Annotated in this window: 23 protein-coding genes; 17 read left to right on the top strand and 6 right to left on the bottom strand. The window is 71.2% G+C overall.

Features of this window, described 5'->3' with window-relative positions:
- Positions 1 to 8 precede the first annotated feature (8 nt).
- A complete protein-coding gene (locus tag FHR32_RS33920) occupies positions 9 to 308 on the bottom strand; it encodes a hypothetical protein (protein WP_184758567.1) in 300 nt (99 codons plus the stop codon).
- Between the two features lie 179 nt (positions 309 to 487).
- Between FHR32_RS33920 and FHR32_RS33915 the strand changes: the two genes are divergently transcribed.
- The 4 genes from FHR32_RS33915 (at position 488) to FHR32_RS33900 (ending at position 3,148) form a co-directional block, all read left to right on the top strand.
- On the top strand, positions 488 to 889 hold the full coding sequence (locus FHR32_RS33915) for a phage holin family protein (RefSeq protein ID WP_184758566.1): 402 nt from the start codon (positions 488 to 490) through the stop codon (positions 887 to 889).
- A 49-nt stretch (positions 890 to 938) separates the two neighbouring features.
- On the top strand, positions 939 to 1,619 hold the full coding sequence (locus tag FHR32_RS33910; RefSeq protein WP_184758565.1) for a DUF3618 domain-containing protein: 681 nt from the start codon (positions 939 to 941) through the stop codon (positions 1,617 to 1,619).
- Positions 1,620 to 2,102: 483 nt separating this feature from the next.
- Complete coding sequence (locus FHR32_RS33905) at positions 2,103 to 2,678, top strand: thioredoxin domain-containing protein (protein ID WP_184758564.1); 576 nt, start codon at positions 2,103 to 2,105, stop codon at positions 2,676 to 2,678.
- A gap of 11 nt (positions 2,679 to 2,689) precedes the next feature.
- On the top strand, positions 2,690 to 3,148 hold the full coding sequence (locus FHR32_RS33900) for a VOC family protein (protein WP_184758563.1): 459 nt from the start codon (positions 2,690 to 2,692) through the stop codon (positions 3,146 to 3,148).
- On the opposite strand, the gene FHR32_RS33895 is transcribed toward FHR32_RS33900, so the two are convergent.
- Together FHR32_RS33895 and FHR32_RS33890 are read right to left on the bottom strand one after the other, a co-directional pair.
- The gene (locus FHR32_RS33895) at positions 3,145 to 3,840 is read right to left on the bottom strand and encodes a TenA family protein (protein WP_184758562.1); all 696 of its coding nucleotides are present in this window, start codon (positions 3,838 to 3,840) and stop codon (positions 3,145 to 3,147) included. The genes FHR32_RS33900 and FHR32_RS33895 overlap by 4 nt on opposite strands.
- A gap of 102 nt (positions 3,841 to 3,942) precedes the next feature.
- Complete coding sequence (locus FHR32_RS33890; RefSeq protein ID WP_184758561.1) at positions 3,943 to 4,179, bottom strand: SDR family oxidoreductase; 237 nt, start codon at positions 4,177 to 4,179, stop codon at positions 3,943 to 3,945.
- 124 nt (positions 4,180 to 4,303) lie between these two features.
- On the opposite strand from FHR32_RS33890, the gene FHR32_RS33885 reads away from it, so the two are divergent.
- The 8 genes from FHR32_RS33885 (at position 4,304) to FHR32_RS33850 (ending at position 11,380) form a co-directional block, all read left to right on the top strand.
- The gene (locus FHR32_RS33885) at positions 4,304 to 4,876 is read left to right on the top strand and encodes a TetR/AcrR family transcriptional regulator (RefSeq protein ID WP_184758560.1); all 573 of its coding nucleotides are present in this window, start codon (positions 4,304 to 4,306) and stop codon (positions 4,874 to 4,876) included.
- A gap of 244 nt (positions 4,877 to 5,120) precedes the next feature.
- On the top strand, positions 5,121 to 5,639 hold the full coding sequence (locus FHR32_RS33880; RefSeq protein WP_184758559.1) for a MaoC family dehydratase: 519 nt from the start codon (positions 5,121 to 5,123) through the stop codon (positions 5,637 to 5,639).
- Positions 5,640 to 5,730: 91 nt separating this feature from the next.
- On the top strand, positions 5,731 to 6,891 hold the full coding sequence (locus FHR32_RS33875) for an acyl-CoA dehydrogenase family protein (protein WP_184758558.1): 1,161 nt from the start codon (positions 5,731 to 5,733) through the stop codon (positions 6,889 to 6,891).
- A 22-nt stretch (positions 6,892 to 6,913) separates the two neighbouring features.
- Positions 6,914 to 7,744 (top strand): HpcH/HpaI aldolase/citrate lyase family protein, encoded by an 831-nt coding sequence (locus tag FHR32_RS33870; protein WP_312882821.1) that lies wholly within the window; start codon positions 6,914 to 6,916, stop codon positions 7,742 to 7,744.
- Positions 7,745 to 7,748: 4 nt separating this feature from the next.
- The gene (locus tag FHR32_RS33865; protein ID WP_184758557.1) at positions 7,749 to 8,177 is read left to right on the top strand and encodes an HIT family protein; all 429 of its coding nucleotides are present in this window, start codon (positions 7,749 to 7,751) and stop codon (positions 8,175 to 8,177) included.
- Positions 8,178 to 8,286: 109 nt separating this feature from the next.
- Complete coding sequence (locus FHR32_RS33860) at positions 8,287 to 9,183, top strand: Gfo/Idh/MocA family protein (protein WP_184758556.1); 897 nt, start codon at positions 8,287 to 8,289, stop codon at positions 9,181 to 9,183.
- Between the two features lie 93 nt (positions 9,184 to 9,276).
- Complete coding sequence (locus FHR32_RS33855; protein WP_184758555.1) at positions 9,277 to 10,293, top strand: NAD-dependent epimerase/dehydratase family protein; 1,017 nt, start codon at positions 9,277 to 9,279, stop codon at positions 10,291 to 10,293.
- The gene (locus FHR32_RS33850; RefSeq protein ID WP_312882820.1) at positions 10,277 to 11,380 is read left to right on the top strand and encodes a dihydrodipicolinate synthase family protein; all 1,104 of its coding nucleotides are present in this window, start codon (positions 10,277 to 10,279) and stop codon (positions 11,378 to 11,380) included. The genes FHR32_RS33855 and FHR32_RS33850 overlap by 17 nt, the downstream gene beginning before the upstream one ends.
- Here the strand turns inward: FHR32_RS33850 and FHR32_RS33845 are convergent.
- Positions 11,377 to 12,582, bottom strand: a complete 1,206-nt coding sequence (locus FHR32_RS33845) for a response regulator (protein WP_184758554.1) — start codon at positions 12,580 to 12,582, stop codon at positions 11,377 to 11,379. The two genes, FHR32_RS33850 and FHR32_RS33845, sit on opposite strands and share 4 nt — an antisense overlap.
- 62 nt (positions 12,583 to 12,644) lie before the next feature.
- Here FHR32_RS33845 and FHR32_RS33840 point away from each other — a divergent pair, with 62 nt between their 5' ends.
- Genes FHR32_RS33840 through FHR32_RS33820 form a run of 5 tightly spaced genes read left to right on the top strand, consistent with a single transcriptional unit; the run spans position 12,645 to position 17,850 of the window.
- The gene (locus FHR32_RS33840; protein ID WP_184758553.1) at positions 12,645 to 13,814 is read left to right on the top strand and encodes a DegT/DnrJ/EryC1/StrS family aminotransferase; all 1,170 of its coding nucleotides are present in this window, start codon (positions 12,645 to 12,647) and stop codon (positions 13,812 to 13,814) included.
- A 54-nt stretch (positions 13,815 to 13,868) separates the two neighbouring features.
- Positions 13,869 to 15,116, top strand: a complete 1,248-nt coding sequence (locus FHR32_RS33835; protein WP_184758552.1) for an ABC transporter substrate-binding protein — start codon at positions 13,869 to 13,871, stop codon at positions 15,114 to 15,116.
- A gap of 52 nt (positions 15,117 to 15,168) precedes the next feature.
- Positions 15,169 to 16,035 (top strand): carbohydrate ABC transporter permease, encoded by an 867-nt coding sequence (locus FHR32_RS33830; RefSeq protein WP_312882819.1) that lies wholly within the window; start codon positions 15,169 to 15,171, stop codon positions 16,033 to 16,035.
- Positions 16,032 to 16,895 carry a carbohydrate ABC transporter permease gene (locus tag FHR32_RS33825; RefSeq protein ID WP_184758550.1) on the top strand — a complete coding sequence of 288 codons (864 nt, stop codon included), beginning with the start codon at positions 16,032 to 16,034 and terminating at the stop codon, positions 16,893 to 16,895. Before FHR32_RS33830 ends, FHR32_RS33825 begins: the two co-directional genes overlap by 4 nt.
- A 10-nt stretch (positions 16,896 to 16,905) precedes the next feature.
- A complete protein-coding gene (locus FHR32_RS33820; protein WP_184758549.1) occupies positions 16,906 to 17,850 on the top strand; it encodes a dihydrodipicolinate synthase family protein in 945 nt (314 codons plus the stop codon).
- A gap of 17 nt (positions 17,851 to 17,867) precedes the next feature.
- Here FHR32_RS33820 and FHR32_RS33815 read toward each other — a convergent pair whose 3' ends face one another.
- A complete protein-coding gene (locus tag FHR32_RS33815) occupies positions 17,868 to 18,602 on the bottom strand; it encodes an amidohydrolase family protein (RefSeq protein WP_184758548.1) in 735 nt (244 codons plus the stop codon).
- Positions 18,599 to 19,345, bottom strand: a complete 747-nt coding sequence (locus tag FHR32_RS33810; RefSeq protein ID WP_184758547.1) for an amidohydrolase family protein — start codon at positions 19,343 to 19,345, stop codon at positions 18,599 to 18,601. The genes FHR32_RS33815 and FHR32_RS33810 overlap by 4 nt, the downstream gene beginning before the upstream one ends.
- Between the last annotated feature and the right edge of the window lie 101 nt (positions 19,346 to 19,446).

Genomic DNA, 19,446 nt, shown 5'->3' with positions numbered 1-19,446 from the left:
GGCAGGGGTCAGGAGGGGCGGGTGAGGAGCAGGACTCCGCCGCCCGCGGCGGCCGCCACCGCGGCGCAGACCAGCAGGGCGCCGTCGGTCCCGGCGACGGCCAGGCCGAGCGCGATCCGGGTCCAGGAGGCCTGGCCGGCGAGGCCCAGGAGGGGAGTGTGCCCGCGGCGGCGTGCGGCACGCGGATCGACCGCGACGGCCTCTGCCCGGTGTGCGGCGGCCGCGCCGCGCTGGAGGAGACCGAGGTGCGGCCCGGCCCCGGCGCCGGGGGAGAGAATTGGGGAGTGGTTTGCCGTGCCGTGTGCCACGGCGGCACCCCGTGCCTCCGGCCTTTTCGAGAGGGATCGCCGACCCCCGCGGCGCAGCGCCCGAAGGACGTGGGCGAGAGCGTGCCGCCGCCCCCGACCGTTGCCTCGCGCGGAGGTTTGCCCTGGCCAGTGAGGGTAGACGCCTTCTCGTGTAGGGACCTGTAGGGAGGAGGCACGCCATGACCGGTAATCCCAAGGACGGTCTGTCCACGGCCGTACTGATCAGGCAGATGTCGGAGGAGGTCTCACGCCTCGTCAGGGACGAGCTCCGCCTGGCCAGGATGGAGCTCGCCGAGAAGGGGAGGCACGCGGGGAAGGGGGCGGGACTGTTCGGCGGTGCGGGCGTCGTCGCCCTGTACGGGGGCGGCGCGCTGGTGGCAGCCGTGATCCTGCTTCTCGCCCCGGCGATGCCGGCCTGGGTCGCGGCGGCGATCGTGGGCGTCGTCCTCCTGATCGTGGCAGCCGTTCTCGGGTTCCTGGGCAAGCATCAGGTGGCCGAGGCCGCCCCACCGGCTCCCGCGCGGACCATCGAGAGCATCAGGCACGACATCGACGCGGTCAAGGAGAGGGCACACCGTTGACTTCCTCCCCAGGGCCCAGTCCCGGGGGGCTCCACGATGGAGGGGTTAGATGACTGAGAGCGATCCGGGCGCGCCCGACCTCGAGAGCGGGGCCGCCGGGACCACCGGCTCGCGCAGGAAAGAGGTCGGTGAGCCCGTGGCGCCGGACGAGCGCGAATCGCTGAACATCCCGCCCAACGCGCCGGACGTGGCCGGCGGCACTCCCACCGCCGACCTCGGCGTCCCGCCGTCCGACCGCGACGGGACACCCCGGCAGGTGGACAGGACCGACGCCGGCGAGGTCGTCGCGGGCGCCGCCGGTGGCGCCCGCGCCGGCACCGGCGGGCAGGACGGCGGCACGACGGACACCAAGAAGGCGAGCAGGGAATCCGTGCGGCGGGACATCGAGAACGACCGTCGCGAACTAGGCGACACCGTGGAGGCTCTGGTGCACAAGACCGACGTGAAGGGCCGCGTCCAGGAGACGGCCACCCAGGTGGGCGAGGGCATCCGCCGGGCGGGGGCGGCCACGGCCGGCACCGCCACCGAGATGGTGGAACGGGTGAAGGCGGCCGCCCCGGAGGTTGTGGGCCGGGTCAAGGAGGTCACCCCCGTCGACATCAAGGACGCGGCGGAGAAGGTCAGGACCGAGGCGGGCAAGCGTCCGGTGGCGGTCTTCGCGGCAGTCGCGGCAGTCGCCGCGCTCGCCCTCGTCGTCTTCCGGATGATGCGGCGCGGCAGGAAGAAGTAGGCGCCCTCCTCCGGAGCCGCCTCCGGCGTCCGGTAAAGGGGGGCAGGCAGCCTGGCGGCGACGGCGCCGCCGGGTCTTCCCACGTCAGCCGGGGCCCGGACAACGCCCTCGTCCGCCGGCCGCCCCGCCAGGAGCGGTCCGGCAGGTGGGCGGGGTAATCTGACCGCCTCCCGGGCGAGCGGCGGACCCCCTCCTTTCCGCTCGCCCGGGAGCTTTCTTCCACGCAATTCCCACGCAATTCCCATGGAATTCTTGGGGAATGCCGGTGAAACCTCTCCGCGGAACACCTGCCGAGCCGTCCCGGCGGAACCCCCGTCCGCCTGCCGAACACCCGCGCTCACCCCGGTGAGACCCCTGCCCGAGCCTCCGTGAACCGTTCCGGCAGCCGGGACGTTGAGATCAATGCCGGAATTGCGAAACTTCCGGGGCGGCGGCGTCGCGGCAGAGGTAGCGTTCACTCCGGCAGGAAACCCAGGAGGTCTCATGCGCCGTGCTCTCGGTATCTCCGTAGGCCTGGCCCTCATCGCAGCCGCCCTGTCCCCGATCGGTCCCGCCGAGGCCACCTGCCTCAACACCGTCAGGAAGTGCGGGCGTGACGCCCTGATCGCCATCGACGTGGTGGCCAAGGGCACCCCCCACGCCTCCCCGGGCGGGCGCGTCACCTACGTCCTGGACTACTCCATGACCTGGACGCCCTCCTTCGCCCCCTACTGGGGTTCCTTCTGGGTGGGCGGCAGGTTCCCCCAAGGGGCCAAGGGTCCGACCGGGGCCGTGCTCCTCGGCGAGGACGGAAAGCGGCTGGCCACCTTCACCTGCGGCAAGCACGCCGACGGCGTTTGGTGTGACACCCGTGACCGGCTCCCGCACCAGGGCAGGATCGTGCTCACCGCCCGCCTCCCCCGTAAGGCGACGGGAGCCGCCGTGGCCAAGCTCGGCTTCGACAGCTTCGACGGGCTGAACAAGGAGGAGTCCGCCCGGCACCTCGACCGGGAGAAGTCCCGCGAGAAGTTCTGCAACTACCGCTTCGTCAGGACCGTCACCACGACGGTGAAATCGTGAAGGAGACCGTCATGGATGCCGCGGTGAGCGGTGTGCACCATGTCAAGATCTGGGTGAAGGACCTGGCCAGGAGCCACGCCTGGTACGAGCAGGTCTTCCGTCTCCGGCTGCGCACCAGGTTCGAGGACGGCGACGGCGTGGTCAGAGGGATGGCCTTCGACCTTCCCGGCACAGACGTCCAGCTCGCCCTCCGCGAGGACCCCGTCCTCGCCACGGCTCTCTCCGGCGCCGACCCCTTCGCCCTCCAGACCACCCGGGAGGGCCTCGACGCCTGGACCGCCCACCTCGACGCCCTCGGTATCCCGCACAGCCCGGTCATCAGGGCCTCCGCCGGTCATGCCATGGGCTTCCCCGACCCCGACGGCCTCCAGATCCGTCTCTACGCCCCCGACGACGAGATCCCCGCCGCCCAGACCGGCCCCGAGAGGGTCTACCGTCCCGGCCCCCTCCCGGGGTTCGCGCGAGGTTAGGCGCCGGTGGCCATGTCGAAGAAGCGCAGCTCCAGCCGTACGGCGCGGCGGAAGAAGTCGAGCACGCGGAGCTGCTCCTCCCCGCCCAGCCGGGGGCCGAGGCGGTCGAGCTCGCCGCGGAGGAACCCCACCCACGCCCGGAACACCGGCCCCTCGTGCAGGGCGATCCACTCGCGGTGGACGAAGGTGTCCGGGAGCGGCTCCTCGGCCAGGCTCGCCCAGCCGAGGTAGCTCCACTCCGCCACACACAGCACCGCGAGGATGAGCGGGTAGTCCAGGCTGGTCCTGGCCTCGTCCATCAGGGCGAGGAAGTCGGCCGTCACCGGTTCGAGCCGCGGGGCGGCCAGATCTTCCGGGGCGGCGCCGAGGGCGGCCAGCGCGCGGTGGAAGTAGGTCTTCTCCTCGGTCGTGGCGGTCTCGCCCAGGAACCGGCCGAACGGCACCCGTGACTCGAAGCTGTCGGCGCTGGCCACGGCCGCACCGAGCAGCGCGGTGAAGGAGTCGACGAACTGAAAGTCCTGGAGGAGATAGCGGCGCATGTCGTCGTCCGCGACGTCACCCCGGGTGATCGACGCGGCGAACGGATGGGTCACCACCGCCGTCCACTCCGGCTCGCTCAGCGAGCGCAGCCACTCGCTGAACGCGGGATCGACGGCGCCTGCCCGCCACTCGTCGTAGGGGACCAGATCCACCGGGCCATCTCCTCGCGATCTCGGGAATGCCGATCACCGTGAATGCTACTGGCCCGTCTCCGACGCCTGCCGGTAGCCGGAACCGGCGGGGCAGGGCGTGTCTCACGCGTTCGACGACACCGGTTGGGCGCCGGCGGCGTTCAGGAACAGACGGTCGACTCCCTTAAGCGCCGCGGCGATGGAGCCGGCATCGTCGAAATCGCCGACGACGAAGTCACAGCCCGGCGCCCTGCCCTTGCTCTCGTCACGGACCAGCGCTTTGAAGGGCGCCTGATCCTGCCGAAGACGCCGCACGAGATACCTGCCGATGGATCCGGTGGCGCCGGTTATCAAGATCATTTATAGTCCTCCTGCTCATGACGGGGTGACGCGGACGCGCGTCCGCCGTGCCGGTGAGGGATAAAATGAGGCAGTCTCGGTAAATATATAGCGAGGTAGCCTCGAATTAGCAAGGGACGTATGCGTGAACACAACTCGCCCGCAGCGGCGGCCCCGTGCCGACGCGCGACGGAACTACGAACGTCTTCTGGCCGAAGCCGACTCCGCCTTCCGTGAGAAGGGCACCGACGCGTCGCTGGAGAACATCGCCCGGCAGGCCGGAGTCGCGATCGGCACGCTCTACGGGCACTTCCCCAACCGTCGCGCGCTGGTCGGCGCACTGCTCCGGGACCGCAATGACGCCCTCTTCGAAATCGGCGACAGGTTGCTCACCCACCCTTCGGCGGCGGAGGCGCTCGCCGCCTGGGTGCACGCGGTCGTGGAACACGCCGCCGTGTACCGCGGGCTGGTCGCCATGCTGATGGAAGGCCTTGATGACGAGGCGTCGGAGTTGCACGCGTCCTGCGTGCGGATGAACGTCATCGGTGAACGGCTGATCGCGAACGCCCACGCAGCGGGCGTCATCCGCCACGATGCGACAGCGGCGGACGTGTCCGCGCTGATGAACGCCGCCGCCTGGGCCCGTGAGCAGATGCCGGAGGAGCAGGCCGATCGCTTTCTGCGCTTCGCGATGGACGGGCTGCGGCTGACCCCGTAGACGCGGTTCGTCGTGCCGTCCAGCCGGATGGTGTGGGGGCCGTTGGGGAATGCGGCAGTGTGTTATGAAAGTGATGTCTGTCCGAATAGCGGAGCCGGTTCTTGAGCCTCTCGAGTTCCTGCCGGTTCCCACCCGGTGGATCGGGTCTCGCGTCCATACCCGCCCTGGAACGGCCAGGAAGGCCCGTTGACCCTCAAAACATCACACCGTTAACGTCAAGATCCTGTCGTCCAGGGAGAGATCCGTGACCGTGCACGAACCCGGCCTCGGCCGGTACTACGAGGACTTCGTCGTCGGCGACGTCTATCAGCACCCGCTCGGCCGCACGATCAGCGAGGCCGACAACACGTGGTTCACCCTCCTGACGATGAACACCAACCAGAACCACTTCAACGCCCACTTCGCCGAGCGCGCGCCGGTCGGGAAGATCATCGTCAACTCGGGGCTGACCGTGGCGATCGTCCTCGGCATCTCGGTGATCGACGTCAGCCAGACCGCGCTGATGAACCTCGGCTGGGACGAGATCAAGCTGACCCACCCGGTGTTCCTGGGCGACACCCTCTACGCCGAGTCGATCGTGGTGGACAAGCGCGAGTCCAAGTCGCGGCCCTACGCCGGGATCGTCACCTGCCGGACGCGCGGCCTCAACCAGGACGGTGACGAGATCATGTCCTGGCGCCGCTCGGTGATGGTCTACCGCCGCGACGCCCCCCATGACAAGGGATACTTCCCGCAGGCCAAGACCGGGCCGCTGACGGCATGACGGCCGCGTCCCGCCCGGCCGGCGCCGGCCGGACCCTCGACCCTCCTCGCTCCGGTGGCCGCCGGCCCGCCGTGTTCGAAAGGACCCCGTGGTGGATTTCGAGCTGAACGACGAACAGCGGCTGTTCCGCCGGACCCTCAGGGAGTTCGTGGACAAGGAGATCGTGCCGGTCGCCTCCGAGTGGGAGCGGGAGGGCCGCTACCCCACCGAGATCGTCGAGCGGTTCAAGGAGATGGGGCTGTTCGGGATGACGGTCCCGGAGGAGTACGGCGGGCTGGCACTGGACCGGGTGTCGTTCGCGCTGGTCTTCGAGGAGATAGCACGCGGGTGGATGGGCGTGGCCGGGGTGCTCGGCTCCCACTCGCTGGCCGCCTGGATGATCGCCCAGCACGGCACCGAGGAGCAGCGCGAGACCTACCTGCCCGACCTGGCCACCGGTGCCCGCCGTACCGGCATCGCGCTGACGGAGCCCGCGGCGGGCACCGACCTGCAGGGCATCCAGACCCGGGCGGTCCGCGACGGCGACCACTACGTGATCAACGGCACCAAGACGTGGATCACCAACGCCCGCCACGCCGACCCGATGCCCGTCCTGGTCAAGACCTCCGTCACCGAACCCGCGCACCGCGGCATGTCCCTCATCCTGGTCGAGCCCGGCACCCCGGGCTACACCGTCAGCCGGGACCTGCCCAAACTCGGGTACAAGGGCACCGAGACCTGCGAGATCGTGCTGGAGAACGTCCGCGTCCCGGCGTCGCGGCTGCTCGGCGGGGTGGAGGGGCGGGGCATGCAGCAGGCGCTGTCGGCCCTGGAGCTCGGCCGGGTCAACATCGCCGCCCGCGCGGTCGGCGTCTCCCAGTGCGCCTACGACGCCGCGCTGACCTACTCGCGCGAGCGCCACGCGTTCGGGCAGCCCATCGCCGACTTCCAGGCCATCCAGCTCAAGATCGCCGACATGGCCACCGACATCCAGGCGGCCAGGCTGCTCACCTACTGGGCGGCGACCCGCTCGGAGAGCGGTGCGGTGAACTCCGAGGCCGCCATGGCCAAGTACTTCGCCTCGGAGGTCGCACTGCGGACCACCCTGGAGGCCATGCGGATCCACGGCGGCTACGGCTACTCCCAGGAGTTCGTCCTCGAACGCCTCTACCGTGACGCGCCCCTGATGGCCATCGGCGAGGGGACCAACGACATCCAGCGGATGGTCATCGCCCGCTCTCTCATCTCCGGTACCGCCAAGGTGGGCTGGTGAGAGGTGGCGCTAGGGTCGGACGGTGATCCGATCCGCGCTCTACGTCCCGGGCGACCAGCCCGACAAACTCGCCAAAGCACTCGGCCGTGGCTCCGACGCCCTGATCGTCGACCTGGAGGACGCGGTCCTGCCGGCGCACAAGGCCGCGGCCCGCACCGCCGTGGCCGAGTGGTTACGCGCGCCGCGCCCCGGCGGCCCGGAGATCTACGTCCGGGTGAATCCGGGGGAGGCGGGCCACGAGGATCTGCACGCGGTCGCCGTACAGGGGGTGCGGGGGGTCTGCGTGGCCAAGACCGAGTCCGCCGCCGAGTTGGAGGCCGTGGACGCGGTGCTGACCGCCGCCGAAGCCGCCGAGGGGCTGCCCGGCGGCTCGATCGCGGTCTGCCCCCTGCTGGAGAGCGCCGGGGCCGTCCTGTCGGCGCCGGAGATCGCCCGGGCACCCCGCGTCCTGCGCCTGCAGATCGGCGAGGCCGACCTCCGCGCCGATCTCGGAGTCGAGACCGGTCCCGACGAGCGCGAGCTGCTCTGGGCCCGCTCCCAGGTCGTCCTGGCCTCCGCGGCCGCCCGGCTCGCCCCGCCGCTCGCCCCGATCAGCACCGACTTCCGCGACCTGGAGGCCCTCCGCGCCTCCACCCTCGCACTGAAACGCCTGGGCTTCCGGGGCCGCACCTGCGTCCATCCCGCCCAGGTGTCCGTGGTCAACGAGGTCTTCACGCCCACCGAGGAGGAGCTCGGCCAGGCCCGCGACCTGATCGCCCGGTTCGAGGCCGCCGGGACCGGAGTCGTCACCGACGCCCGCGGCCGGATGGTCGACGAGGCGATCATCCGCGCCGCCCGCCGTCTCCTATCCTGATGTGATGCCAGCCGGAGAATGCCTGTTCTGTGCCATCGGAGCGGGGGAGCAGCCGGGCCACACGGTGCTCTCCGACGATGTGGCCGTGGCCTTCCTGGACACGAGGCCGGTCTTCAAGGGTCACGTCCTGGTGGCACCCAGGGCCCACGTCGAGACGCTCCCCGATCTGCCGGCGGAGGCGGTCGGGCCGTTCTTCGAACGGGTCAGGTCCGTCGCCGCCGCCGTCGAACAGGGGCTGGAGGCGGGCGGCACGTTCGTGGCGATGAACAACCGGATCAGCCAGAGCGTCCCGCACCTGCACGTCCACGTCGTCCCCCGCAACCGCAAGGACGGCCTGCGCGGTTTCTTCTGGCCCCGCACCAGATACGACGACCCCACCGAGGCCGAGTCCTACGCCCTCCGCATCCGCGCGGCCTTCGGACCTGATCACTGAGCCGCCGATCCTCCGGCGGGCCGGACACCACCGGTCGGCTACGGCCCACGCCCGTGCTCCACAGGTGAGGTGTACGGTCGGTAGCCCCTTCACCGACGAGGAGAACGTCGTGCGCATCGCCATCGCCGGGCTGGCCACCAGCCACCCCTACACCGACGCCCGCACCCTCGCCTCCCACGCCGACCTCATGGTGTGGGAGGAGGACCAGGCCCGGCTGGCCCGCTTCGTCGAGGAGCACCCCACAGCCGAGGTCGCCGCCGGGCTGGACGATCTGCTCGCCGCCCGCCCCGACGGGGTGGTGCTGACCGTGCCCAACCCGGAGGTGGCCTCCGCGCTCGCCCCGGTGCTGGCGGCGGACCTGCCGTGTTTCGTCAACAAGCCGGCCGCCGCGACCGCCGCCCAGCTCGCCGCCGTCGACGCGCTGGCCTCCGCGCGGCCCGAGCTGGTGTTGTCCACCTCGGTGCTGCGCTTCGCTCCGGCCTTCACCGCCCTGGGGGCCGAGGACCTCGGGGAGGTGCTCTCGGTGCGGGCCACCGTACGGCACGACGTGGGCCTGTGGGCGGGCGGCCACAACCCGTGGCAGGACGATCCGGCCGTGGGCGGCGGCACGATGGTGACGATGGGCGTGCACGGCGTGGAGCTGCTGGTCGCTCTTCTCGGCCCCGCCGTGAGGCTGGCCGGGGCGGCCGCCGCCACCCGCTCCTACACCGCGCTGAAGTCCGAGGACACCGGCGTCATGGCGCTCGCCTGGGACAGCGGCGTCGTCGGTGCCGTGGAGGTCGTCGGGGTCACCGACGAGGAGTCCTACACGGTCAGCGTCCACACGCGCGCCGGCACCCGCGAGGCCGTGGTGGAGCCCGGCTCCGACCCCCTCTTCGGGCTGGGCTATCGGGGCGTCGTGGAGGCGTTCCTGGCCATGGTGGGCGGCGCCCCGAGCCCGGTGCCCTGGGAGCAGACCAGGGCCGTGCTCGGCACGCTGGTGGCCGCTCGCGAGGCCTGTGCCTAGGATCCCGTCCGCCCGGCATGTCCGGGCGGACGTTGACAGTCGAACTCTCATCCAGTTACGGTCTGGACCGTAAATGAGAGTGAGGAGTTCCGCGTGCGGACCATCGCAGAGCTGGAAGAGCGCCTGTCACGCCCCCGTGACGGGCTGGTCGAGGATCTGGGCAAGCTCGACGGCGACATCATGGTGCTCGGCGCCGGCGGCAAGCTGGGCCCCAGCCTCGTCCGCCTGGCACTGAACGGGATCAGGGCGGCCGGAGGCGGCAAGCGCGTCATCGCGGTGTCGCGCTTCTCGGAGCCGGGCCTGGCGCAGGCGCTCGGCGACGAGGGCGCCACGGTCGTGGCGGCCGACATCGCCGACGAGAACGCGCTGCGGGAGCTGCCCGACGCGCCCAATGTGGTCTTCCTCGTCGGTGCCAAGTTCGGCACCGAGGGGCGCGAGCACGCCACCTGGTTCACCAACGCCTACCTGCCGGGCCGGGTGGCCGACCGGTTCTCGGGCAGCCGGATCGCCGCACTGTCGACGGGCAACGTCTACCCGCTCGTCCCGGTCACCTCCGGCGGTTCCACCGAGGACTCGCGCACCGGGCCGGTCGGCGACTACGCCATGAGCTGCCTGGGCCGCGAGCGTGTACTCACTCATTTCGCGGCGGAGCGCGGCACGCCGACCGCGCTGATCCGGCTCAACTACGCCGTCGAGATGCGCTATGGCGTGCTGGTCGACCTCGCGCAGAAGATCGTCGCCGGGCAGCCCATCGACCTGACCACCGGCCAGGCGAACGTGGTCTGGCAGGGCTACGCCAACGAGGTGACGCTCCGCTCGCTGCTGCTGGCCTCCGACCCGCCGTACGTGCTCAACGTGACCGGACCCGAGCTGGTCTCGGTACGGCAGGCCGCCGTCGACCTCGGCCGCCGGCTGGGCAGGGAGCCGGTCTTCACCGGTGAGGAGGCCCCCACGGCGCTGCTGTCCAACGCCTCGCGCTGCCACGGTCTGTTCGGCTACCCCGACCTCACGCTCGCCGAACTGGTCGAGCACACCGCCCGCTGGGTGGGTGACGGGGGGCCGCTGCTGGGCAAGCCCACCAAGTTCGAGCGCCGTGACGGCGCGTTCTGACCACATCGACGAGGGCGAAAGGGGAACGCACGTGCTCAGCACGGCACCTGGGAGACAGGGTTCCGTCCACGACCTGTTCCGCAAGGGCACGGTCATCCCGGCGCACCCGCTGGCACTGACCGAGGACCGGCGGCTCGACGAGCGGCGGCAGCGGGCGCTGACCCGCTACTACGTCGAGGCGGGGGCGGGCGGCCTGGCCGTCGGGGTGCACACCACCCAGTTCGCGATCCACGGCACCGGTCTGCTGCCTCCCGTGCTGGAGCTGGCCGCCGAGACCACCCGCGACTACGAGCGCGAAGTGGTGCTGGTGGCGGGCGCGACCGGGAGCACCGCGCAGGCGGTGGCGGAGGCGGAGCTGGCGGCCTCGCTCGGCTACCACATGGTGCTGCTGAGCCCACACCGCGACCTGGACGAGGACCAGCTCATCGAGCGGACCCGCGCGGTGGGGGAGGTGTCGCCGGTCATCGGCTTCTACCTGCAGCCCGCCGTCGGCGGCCGGACGCTGACCCGCGACTACTGGACGCGCCTGGCCTCGATCGACTCGGTCGTCGGCATCAAGGTCGCCCCGTTCAACCGCTACCGGACGCTGGACGTGCTGCACGGCGTGGTCAGGGCCGGGCGCGCCCGTGAGGTGGCGCTCTACACCGGCAACGACGACCACATCCTGTCGGACCTGATCACCTCGCACCGCGTCGTCGTGGACGGCGAGGAGGTCGACGTCGAGTTCGTCGGCGGCCTGCTCGGCCAGTGGGCGGTGTGGGTGAAGCGGGCTGTCGAGCTGCTCGACGAAGCGCGGCGGGCCCGCGGCGGCGACGACGCGGCCGTGCGCAGGCTGCTCACCCTCGACGGGCACCTGACCGACGCCAACGCCGCCATCTTCGACGCCGAGCACGGCTTCCGGGGCTGTATCCCCGGTATCCACGAGGTGCTGCGCCGTCAGGGGTTGCTGGCCGGGCGCTGGTGCCTGGATCGGGAGGAGGAGCTCTCCCCCGGGCAGCTTGCCGAGATCGACCGGATCTGGGCGGCCTATCCGTGGCTACGCGACGACGAGTTCGTCGCCGAGGGACTGGACCGGTGGTTGCGTTAAAGGGTCAGGCGGTAGAGCGTCAGCGGGCGGCCGCTGGAACCGCTGGTGAGGTTGCCGGTCCGTTCGGCCAGCCCGGCCAGCTCCAGGCGGTGCAGCATCCGGCGGGCCGTGCGCTGCTGCACCGCGAGCCGCTCGGCGATCTCGCGGGTGGTCAGCGGCTGGTCGCCCGCCGTCGCCCGCGCCTCCAGCAGCCTCTCCAGGGTCGCCACCGACAGGCCCACCCGGCGGGCCAGGACCGGCAGGTTCGTCTCGCTGGCGGGGGGCGCGGCGACCGACTCCAGCACGACGTCGGTGTCGGCCCGCAGCGACAGCACCGCCGCCACGTCGCCGATGCGCCTGGCCCTGGCCAGCGCCCTGCGGGCCAGGCTCTCGGCTTCGGCGGCGCTGCGGCCCAGGCCGAACCCGGCCCGCACGACCCGGCTGTAGGCAGCCAGCCGCGACAGCATCGGCAGGCAGGAGAAGCCGCCCGTCGCGTCGTGCAGCGGGCCGCGGGTGGTGACCAGCAGGTGGGTGCCGCCGCGGAAGGCCGCGAGCGTGCCGCCCAGCGCGGTCGCCTCGCGCAGCAGGCCCTCCTCGCCGTCGAGCTCGATCAGGCCCAGCGCGATCTGCGCGTCCTCCTGTGCCTGGCCCTCTGCCGACAGCATGAGCTGACGCAGGGCGACGCGGACCGAGTGCACCGACGGCGCCAGGCGCAGCACCGGGAGCTTGTCGCGCAACGCCTCGTGCACCGAGCTGAGACAGGTGATCACGGCGTGCTCGCCGCCCCGGCGGTGGAAGGCGGTGGCCGACTGCGAGGTCAGGCCGCTGCGCCAGGGGAGCACCCGCAACTCGTCGGTGGGCAGACCGGCTTCGGCGAACGTGGCGGTCACGTCGGCGCTCGACAGGGTGTCGATGGACAGGCGGGTGACGTCGTGGCCCTGGTGCTGGAGCCGTACGAGGGCGCTGAGCAGGGTCGCGCCCGAATAGTCGACGAACGCGGCGGGGCGCGTGAGGACGTCGGCCTCGTGCGCGAGCATGTGCGGCACGATGCCGGTGAACAGCCAGCCCTCCACCGCGCCCGCGTGCGCCTCGACGATCGTGGGCGCCTGCGACTCGTGGTCGTAGTCGAGCCGCAGCGTGCTCACTCCCGGCTGCTCCTCGCAGGTGGCCGCCACGTCGTCGACCAGATCGTGGGGGCCGACCACCCCGATGAGGATCCCCACTGAAGCCTCCTGGCTAAATTACGGTCAAGACCGCTATTACTTTATCTCGCGCGAGGTGTTGCATGACCCTGAAATTCCCCAGCGCCGCGGAGGCCGCCGGCAGAACGCTCGGCGACGAGGAGGTGGCCGCCGCCGAGCGGGTGATCCGCTCGGGGATGCTCAACGCCGTCTGGGGCACCGAGGCCAAGGCGCTCGAACGCGAGATGGCCGAGCTGTGCGGCGCCCGGCACGCTGTCGCGTGCAGCTCGGGCACCGCGGCTCTGCACCTCGCGGTCGTGGCGGCCGCCCCCGACCCGGGCGACGAGATCATCACGACGCCTCTGACCGACTTCGGAACCGTGGCCCCCATCTTGTCGCAGAACGCGGTCCCTGTCTTCGCCGATGTCGATCCGCTGTCCGGGAATCTCGATCCGGCCGCCGTGCGGGCCGCGATCACCCCGCGCACCAGGGCGATCATGGCGGTCCACCTCTTCGGCGCGCCCGCCGCCCTGGACGAGTTGCGGGCGATCGCCGACGAGCACGGGCTCATGCTGATCGAGGACTGCGCGCAGGCGTGGCTGGGCGAGCTGCCCGACGGGCGGCCGGTGGGCGGCGTCGGCGAGGTCGGCTGCTTCAGCCTGCAGCAGTGGAAGCACATCACGTGCGGCGACGGCGGCCTTGTGGTCACCGACGACGACGCGCTGGCCCGGGCGATGCGGCTGTTCTCCGACAAGGGCTGGGACCGGGCCGGGGGGCGGCACCACCTGAGCTTCGGGCTCAACTACCGGATGACCGAGCTGCAGGCCGCGGTGGCCCGGGTGCAGCTGGCCCGGCTGCCCGGGGTGGTGGCCGCCAGGCGGCGCTGGGCCCTGCGGTTGCTGCGGGAGCTGGCGGGGCTGCCCGGGCTCGTGCTGCCCGACCCGCGCGGGCACGCGTGGTGGTACTTCCCGATCGTGCTGCCGGGCGGGGGGGCGACCGAGCTCGCCGCCAAGCTGGCCGCCGACGGGATTCCGGCCCAGGCCGGGTATCTGGCCGAGCCGCTCAACCGGGCTCCGCTGTGGGATGGGCCGATGTACGGCACGTCCAGGTTCCCGCTGTCGGCGCCGCCCGCAGCCTGCCCCGAGGCGGATCGTCTGGTCGGCGAGACGCTGCTGATCGTGGACCTGAACGAGAACTACACCGCCGACCACGTCGCGGCGATCGCCGATGGATTCCGTCGTTACGTTCAGATATCGGGCATTGACCCTTCCTGAAGGCGATCGCTAAATTTCGGTCTAGACCGGTATTACCAATGAAAGGAAGGCCCGATGAGGAAGGTCGCACTCGCAGGCCTCGCGGCCGCCCTGGGAGTCACGCTCGCCGGATGCGGCGGCTCCGGCTCAGGGTCGGACAAGAGCACGGTGACGCTGTGGATGTATCCCGTGATCGGGGACCAGGCCAAGAGCCAGGCGTTCTGGACCAAGGTCGAGAAGGACTTCGAGGCCAAGAACGCCACGATCGACCTCAAGATCGATCAGCAGCCCTGGGAGGGGCGCCAGGAGAAGATCACCACGGCGCTCGCCTCGAAGAAGGGCTTCGACCTGGTGGTGCTCGGCCCCGACCAGATCCCCCAGTACGCCAAGCAGGGCACGCTCGCCCCGCTGGACGACGTGGTGGCCCCCGCCAAGGCGTCCTTCCTGCCCAGCGCGCTGACCGCGCTGACCCTGGACGGCAAGCTGTACGGCGCGCCGGTCTACCAGACCATCACCGCGCCAATCTACAACAAGAAGGCCTTCGCCGACGCGGGCGTGGCCGAGTTCCCCCAGACCTGGGAGGCGTTCAAGGCCGCCGCGCCCAAGCTCGCCGCCAAGAAGGTGGCGATCCTCGACTACCCCGGCGCCCCCGAGGTCAGCCTGAACCAGAGCTTCTACCCGCTGCTCTGGGGCAACGGCGGCACCGTGTTCGCCGCCGACGGCAAGAGCGTCGCCTTCAACGCTCCCGAGGGCGTCGAGGCCCTGCAGTTCCTGCTCGACCTGCAGAAGCTGGGCGGTCTGCCGGAGAACGCGGCGACCAAGAAGAACGACATCGAGGGCGGTCCGCTGGCCGCGGGCAAGACGGCCGTCTACCATGCGGCCACCGCGCTGCAGGCCACCCAGCTCGGCGCGTCGATCGGCGACGACAACGTCGGCGTCGGGCTGCCGCTGGAGAGCAAGAAGAAGGTGGCGTTCGGCATCCCCGGCGGGCTCGTGCTGGCCAAGCACGCGCCGAACCTCGAGGCCGCCAAGAAGGTCGCCGCCTTCCTGATCTCGCCCGAGGTCGCGGCCGACCTGGCCAAGGAGTCGGGCTTCTTCTCGGCGCGCACCGACGTGACCGTGCCCGGCGCCTCCCTGGCCGTCCAGGAGTTCGCCAAGTCGCTGGAGTACGCCTTCCCGGGTGACACCCACCCGATGGCCCGCCAGGTGATGGCGCTGATCGCGCCGGAGATCCAGGCGGCCCTGCTCGGCAAGAAGGACGCCAAGACGGCCCTCGACGACGCGGCCAAGGAAGCCGACGCGCTGCTGGCCAGCGGCGGCTGATGCGGTCCGCCCCCTCTCGGCGGGGGGCGTTATGTGTGAAAGGCGGGAACCTGTGCGACAGCGCTTGCGGGACCCCATGACGGGCCTGCTGTTCGTCCTCCCCATGCTGGTGCTCTTCCTGGTCTTCAGGTTCGTGCCCATCCTGGGCGCGGGAGGCATGAGCCTGACCGACCTGAACCTCGGCGGGGAGTGGAACTTCGTCGGCGTCGGCAACTACGCCCGGCTGCTCGACGACCCGAAGTTCTGGGACAGCCTGCGGATCACGCTGGTCTACGTGGCGATCTACGTGCCCCTGACCGTGCTCGTCGCGCTCGGCACCGCGCTGCTGCTCAACGCGGTCGTCTTCCTGCGCGGGCTGTTCCGGGGCATGCTCTTCCTGCCGTACGTCACCAGCTTCGTGCTGGCCGGCGTGATCTGGCGGTGGATCTACGAGTTCGACGGGATGATCAACGGGCTGCTGGGCAAGCTCGACCTCGGCCCTGTCGGCTTCCTGGAGGAGGCATCCCTCGTCCTGCCCGCGCTGGCGGTGGTGTCGGTGTGGAAGGGCTTCGGCTACTCCATGCTGATCCTGCTCGCCGGGCTCAAGGCGATCCCGGCCTCCTATCTGGAGGCGGCGACGGTCGACGGGGCAGGGCCGTGGCAGCGGTTCCGCCGGATCACGTTGCCGCTGCTCAAACCCGCCCTGTTCTTCGTCGTCGTCATCGAGACCATCAACGCTTTCCAGACGTTCGACACCATCTACGTGATGACCGGCGGCGGGCCCGCCCGAGCGAGTTACACGCTCATCTACGGCCTGTACGACCAGGGCTTCAAATTCTCCAACCTCGGCTACGCGGCCACGATCGGCGTCGTGCTCTTCGCGCTGGTGTTCGTCGTGTCGCTGATCCAGCGCCGCCTGCTCGATCGGGGGAACGCATGACGCTCACCGCCACCCGGCCCGCCGCCGCGGCCGTGAGGCCGCCGGTGAAGGCCCGGCGCAGGTCCTTCCGGTGGCCGCTGTGGGTGCTGCTCGCGCTCGTGTCGGTGATCACGGTCAGCCCGTTCGCCGTGATGTTCGTGGTGGCGCTGTCGCCGCCGGGCAGTCCCACCCTGCCCGCGCAGTGGCCGGAGTCGCTGTCCCTGGACACGATCGTGAACCTGCTGTCGTCCTCCGGGTTCGTCGGCTGGACCGTCAACACGGTGATCTACGCGCTGGTGTCCGTGGTGATCATCCTGCTGACCGCGTCGATGGCCGGGTACGCCTTCGCCAAGAAGCGTTTCCCCGGGCGCGACACGATGATGTGGGCGTTCCTCGCGACCCTCATGGTGCCGTTCCAGGCGACGCTGATCCCGATGTTCGTGCTCATCTCGGAGCTCGGCGGGGTGGACACCTTCTGGGGGCTGATCGTGCCGACGCTGGCCAACTCGCAGGCGGTCTTCCTCATGAGGCAGTTCATCCTCGACCTGCCCGACGAGCTGTTCGAGGCGGCCAAGGTCGACGGGGCCTCCGAGTGGCGCGTCTACTGGCAGATCGTGATCCCGCTGACCAAACCGATCCTGGCCACCCTCGGGGTGTTCGTGTTCCTGTGGCACTGGAACGACTTCCTGTGGCCGCTCGTCATGTCGCAGTCGGACGAGATGCGCACGCTCACCGTGGGGCTGGCGTCGATGCGCACGGAGGGGTCGCCGCTGGCCGTGCTGATGGCCTCCGCCGCGCTGTCGGTGCTTCCGTGCCTGCTGGTGTTCGCCGTCCTGCAGCGGTACCTGGTCAACAGCATCGCGATGACGGGACTCAAATAAAGTCTTTTAGATGGATATGTCACTACAGGCCGCGCGGCTGCGAGAGCAGCTGCGCGGCATGCTGCTCGCGGCGGCGGCCACCCCCATGACGGCCTCGGGCGAGGTGGACCTCGACCTCATGACGGCCTATCTCCGCAGCCTGCTCGCCGACGGTGCCGACGGGCTCGCGGTGCTCGCCCACACCGGCCGCGGCCCCTTCCTGCCCCCGCCGGTGCGGTCCGCCGTGATCGAGTGTGCGGTCTCCCTGGGTGTGCCGGTGCTGGTCGGCGTGGGCGGCGCCCCCGACGAGGCGCGGCCGGACGGTTGGGCGGCCACCCAGGGCGTGTCCCCGGACGCGACGGAGCAGGTCGTCGAGGAGGCGCGGGTCGCGGCCGGGCTCGGCGCCGCCGGCGTGCTGGTGTTCCCCTCCACCGAGGACCGGGTCGCCTTGCACGACGCCGTCTGGCGGGGCGCCGGGCTACCCATGATCGCCTTCGACCTCTACACGCTGCCCTGCCCGCCCGCCGTACTGAAGGAGATCGTCGGCCACCCGGGGGTGGCGGGGCTCAAGGCGGCGCTGCTGTCGGACGCGATGGGATGTCAGGAGGCGATCCGGATCACCCGCGAGGCGGGACGGCTGGCGATCACCGGAGAGGACCGGATGTTCGGCCCGTCGCTGCTGTGGGGCGCCGAGGCGGCGCTGGTCGGGCTCGCGGCCGCGCGGGTGGGCGTCACCCGTGACGTGATGCGCGCCTTCGCCGGGAACGACCTGCGGGAGTTCGAGCGGGCGTCGGCCCGGCTCGACCGGCTGGCCGCCGCGACGTTCACCGCGCCGATGGAGGGCTATGTCCAGCGCATGCTGTGGCTGGCCGCCGCCGAGGGGCGCATCCCGCGCTCACACGCCTTCGACCGGTACGGCCCGGCGATGGGAGAGGACGAGCGGGGACGGGAGAAGGCCGCACTCGCCGACGTGTGACCCGCGCCGTCTCCCGGTCAGCCGACGGGGAGACGGAAGAGGGCGGCGGCGTTGCGCCAGGCCAGGCGGTCGGCCACCGCGCCGGTCAGGCCTGCGGCAGCCACGGCGCCGAAAGCGGAGGCCGGGTCGATGAGAGTGGAGTCGGTGCCGAACAGCAGCCGCTCCGGGTCCACGGCGGCGGCGACCTCCGCGATGCGCCCGGCGGGGAAGTGCGACCAGCACGGCTCCAGGTAGAGGCGGTCGCAGGCGCGGGCGGCCTCGATGGCGTGCCGGTAGCCGTCCGCGCCCATGTGCCCGGCGATCACGCGCAGGCCGGGCGTGTCGAGGCACGCCTGGGCCAGGTCGAGCACGGAGGTGCCCCAGGTGTGGACCAGCGCCGGGACGCCCGCCGACGCCACCAGGGCCAGTGCGTCACGCAGCCGCGGGGAGGTGGCGGGGGAGCCGGTGTAGTCGGTGTGGATCTTCACGCCGACGAACCGGCCGGTGGGCAGGTAGGTGTTCAGGTCGCGCTCGGCGTCGGCCAGGCGGCGCGGGTTGACGGTCACGTACCCGTACAGGCGGGCGGCGTCGGGCGCGGAGTCCAGGTAGGCGGCCAGGGCGCGGTTGCCCGCCGGGGCGTCGTAGATGACTGCCTCGGTGCCCGACACGATGGCCAGGTCGATCCCGTAGCGGTCCATGGCGCGGACCGTCAGCTCGGCGACGTCCATGGTGAAGAACCACGGACCCCAGTGCGCGTGCACATCGATGATCATGCGGATTCTCCGAGGAGCAGACGGCGGGCGTTGCCTCCGGCGACGAGTGCGACCTCGTCGGGTTTCAGGCCGCCGGTGGCCAGGCGCAACAGGGGGACGAGCGGTTCGTAGTACGGCGTGCGAGAGCCGAACAGCAGGCGTTCGGCGCCGACCTCGCCGACGGCGGTCTCCAGCGCGTCGGGGGAGTTGAGCAGCCGGGTCGAGGTGTGGAAGCCCGGCTCGCCGGCGGCCGCCACGAGGAAGTCGCCCAGGTGGTAGAAGTGCGTGTCGAGGAAGACGACCCGCAGGCCGAGGTCGGTGAACGGCTGCCAGAACCGGCGCACGTCACCCCCGGTCAGCACGGTCAGGTCGAGTGCGGCGGCCCGTTTGGCGATGTGCCGCACCGAGGGGAAGCCCGCCTCGACGCCCTGCTCGTCGGGGAAGAGGCGGATCGCCCGCACCCCCAGGGCGGCCAGCCGTTCCATCTCGCGGGCCGCGCCCAGAGGGTCGCGCAGGTCGAGGGCGCCGACGGGCACGACCCCCGCCGAGGTGGCTGACGCGAGGGTTTCGTCGTTGCCCGACGTCATGTCGAAGAGCGCGGCCCGTAGGCTGGACACCGCGCCCGCGGTGATGCCATGGCGGGCCAGGACCCGCGGGGCGGGCTCCGGCGGGGGGTCACGGTCGGGGTAGGCGCCGCCGAGCACGTCGGCGTCGAGCGTCACCACCAGGTCGCCGACCAGCCGCCGGGCATCGAAGGGTGTCATACGGGCATCCTCCTATTCACATACCGGTCATGACCATAATCCTCAAGTCTGGTCGAATACAAGGGCCAAGTCATTGACGCTTTCTACCCATATGATTACGG

The sequence above is a fragment of the Streptosporangium album genome (assembly GCF_014203795.1).
Classification (GTDB): Bacteria; Actinomycetota; Actinomycetes; order Streptosporangiales; family Streptosporangiaceae; genus Streptosporangium; species Streptosporangium album.
This window is presented reverse-complemented; position numbering and strand designations above follow the sequence as displayed.

Bases quoted from the DNA above. Each gene is read 5' to 3' on its own strand.
- FHR32_RS33915 (WP_184758566.1), top strand. From the start codon at position 488: ATGACCGGTAATCCCAAGGACGGTCTGTCCACGGCCGTACTGATCAGG.
- FHR32_RS33910 (WP_184758565.1), top strand. From the start codon at position 939: ATGACTGAGAGCGATCCGGGCGCGCCCGACCTCGAGAGCGGGGCCGCC.
- FHR32_RS33905 (WP_184758564.1), top strand. From the start codon at position 2,103: ATGCGCCGTGCTCTCGGTATCTCCGTAGGCCTGGCCCTCATCGCAGCC.
- FHR32_RS33900 (WP_184758563.1), top strand. From the start codon at position 2,690: ATGGATGCCGCGGTGAGCGGTGTGCACCATGTCAAGATCTGGGTGAAG.
- FHR32_RS33890 (WP_184758561.1), bottom strand. From the start codon at position 4,179: ATGATCTTGATAACCGGCGCCACCGGATCCATCGGCAGGTATCTCGTG.
- FHR32_RS33865 (WP_184758557.1), top strand. From the start codon at position 7,749: ATGCCAGCCGGAGAATGCCTGTTCTGTGCCATCGGAGCGGGGGAGCAG.
- FHR32_RS33840 (WP_184758553.1), top strand. From the start codon at position 12,645: ATGACCCTGAAATTCCCCAGCGCCGCGGAGGCCGCCGGCAGAACGCTC.
- FHR32_RS33835 (WP_184758552.1), top strand. From the start codon at position 13,869: ATGAGGAAGGTCGCACTCGCAGGCCTCGCGGCCGCCCTGGGAGTCACG.
- FHR32_RS33825 (WP_184758550.1), top strand. From the start codon at position 16,032: ATGACGCTCACCGCCACCCGGCCCGCCGCCGCGGCCGTGAGGCCGCCG.
- FHR32_RS33820 (WP_184758549.1), top strand. From the start codon at position 16,906: ATGGATATGTCACTACAGGCCGCGCGGCTGCGAGAGCAGCTGCGCGGC.
- FHR32_RS33815 (WP_184758548.1), bottom strand. From the start codon at position 18,602: ATGATCATCGATGTGCACGCGCACTGGGGTCCGTGGTTCTTCACCATG.
- FHR32_RS33810 (WP_184758547.1), bottom strand. From the start codon at position 19,345: ATGACACCCTTCGATGCCCGGCGGCTGGTCGGCGACCTGGTGGTGACG.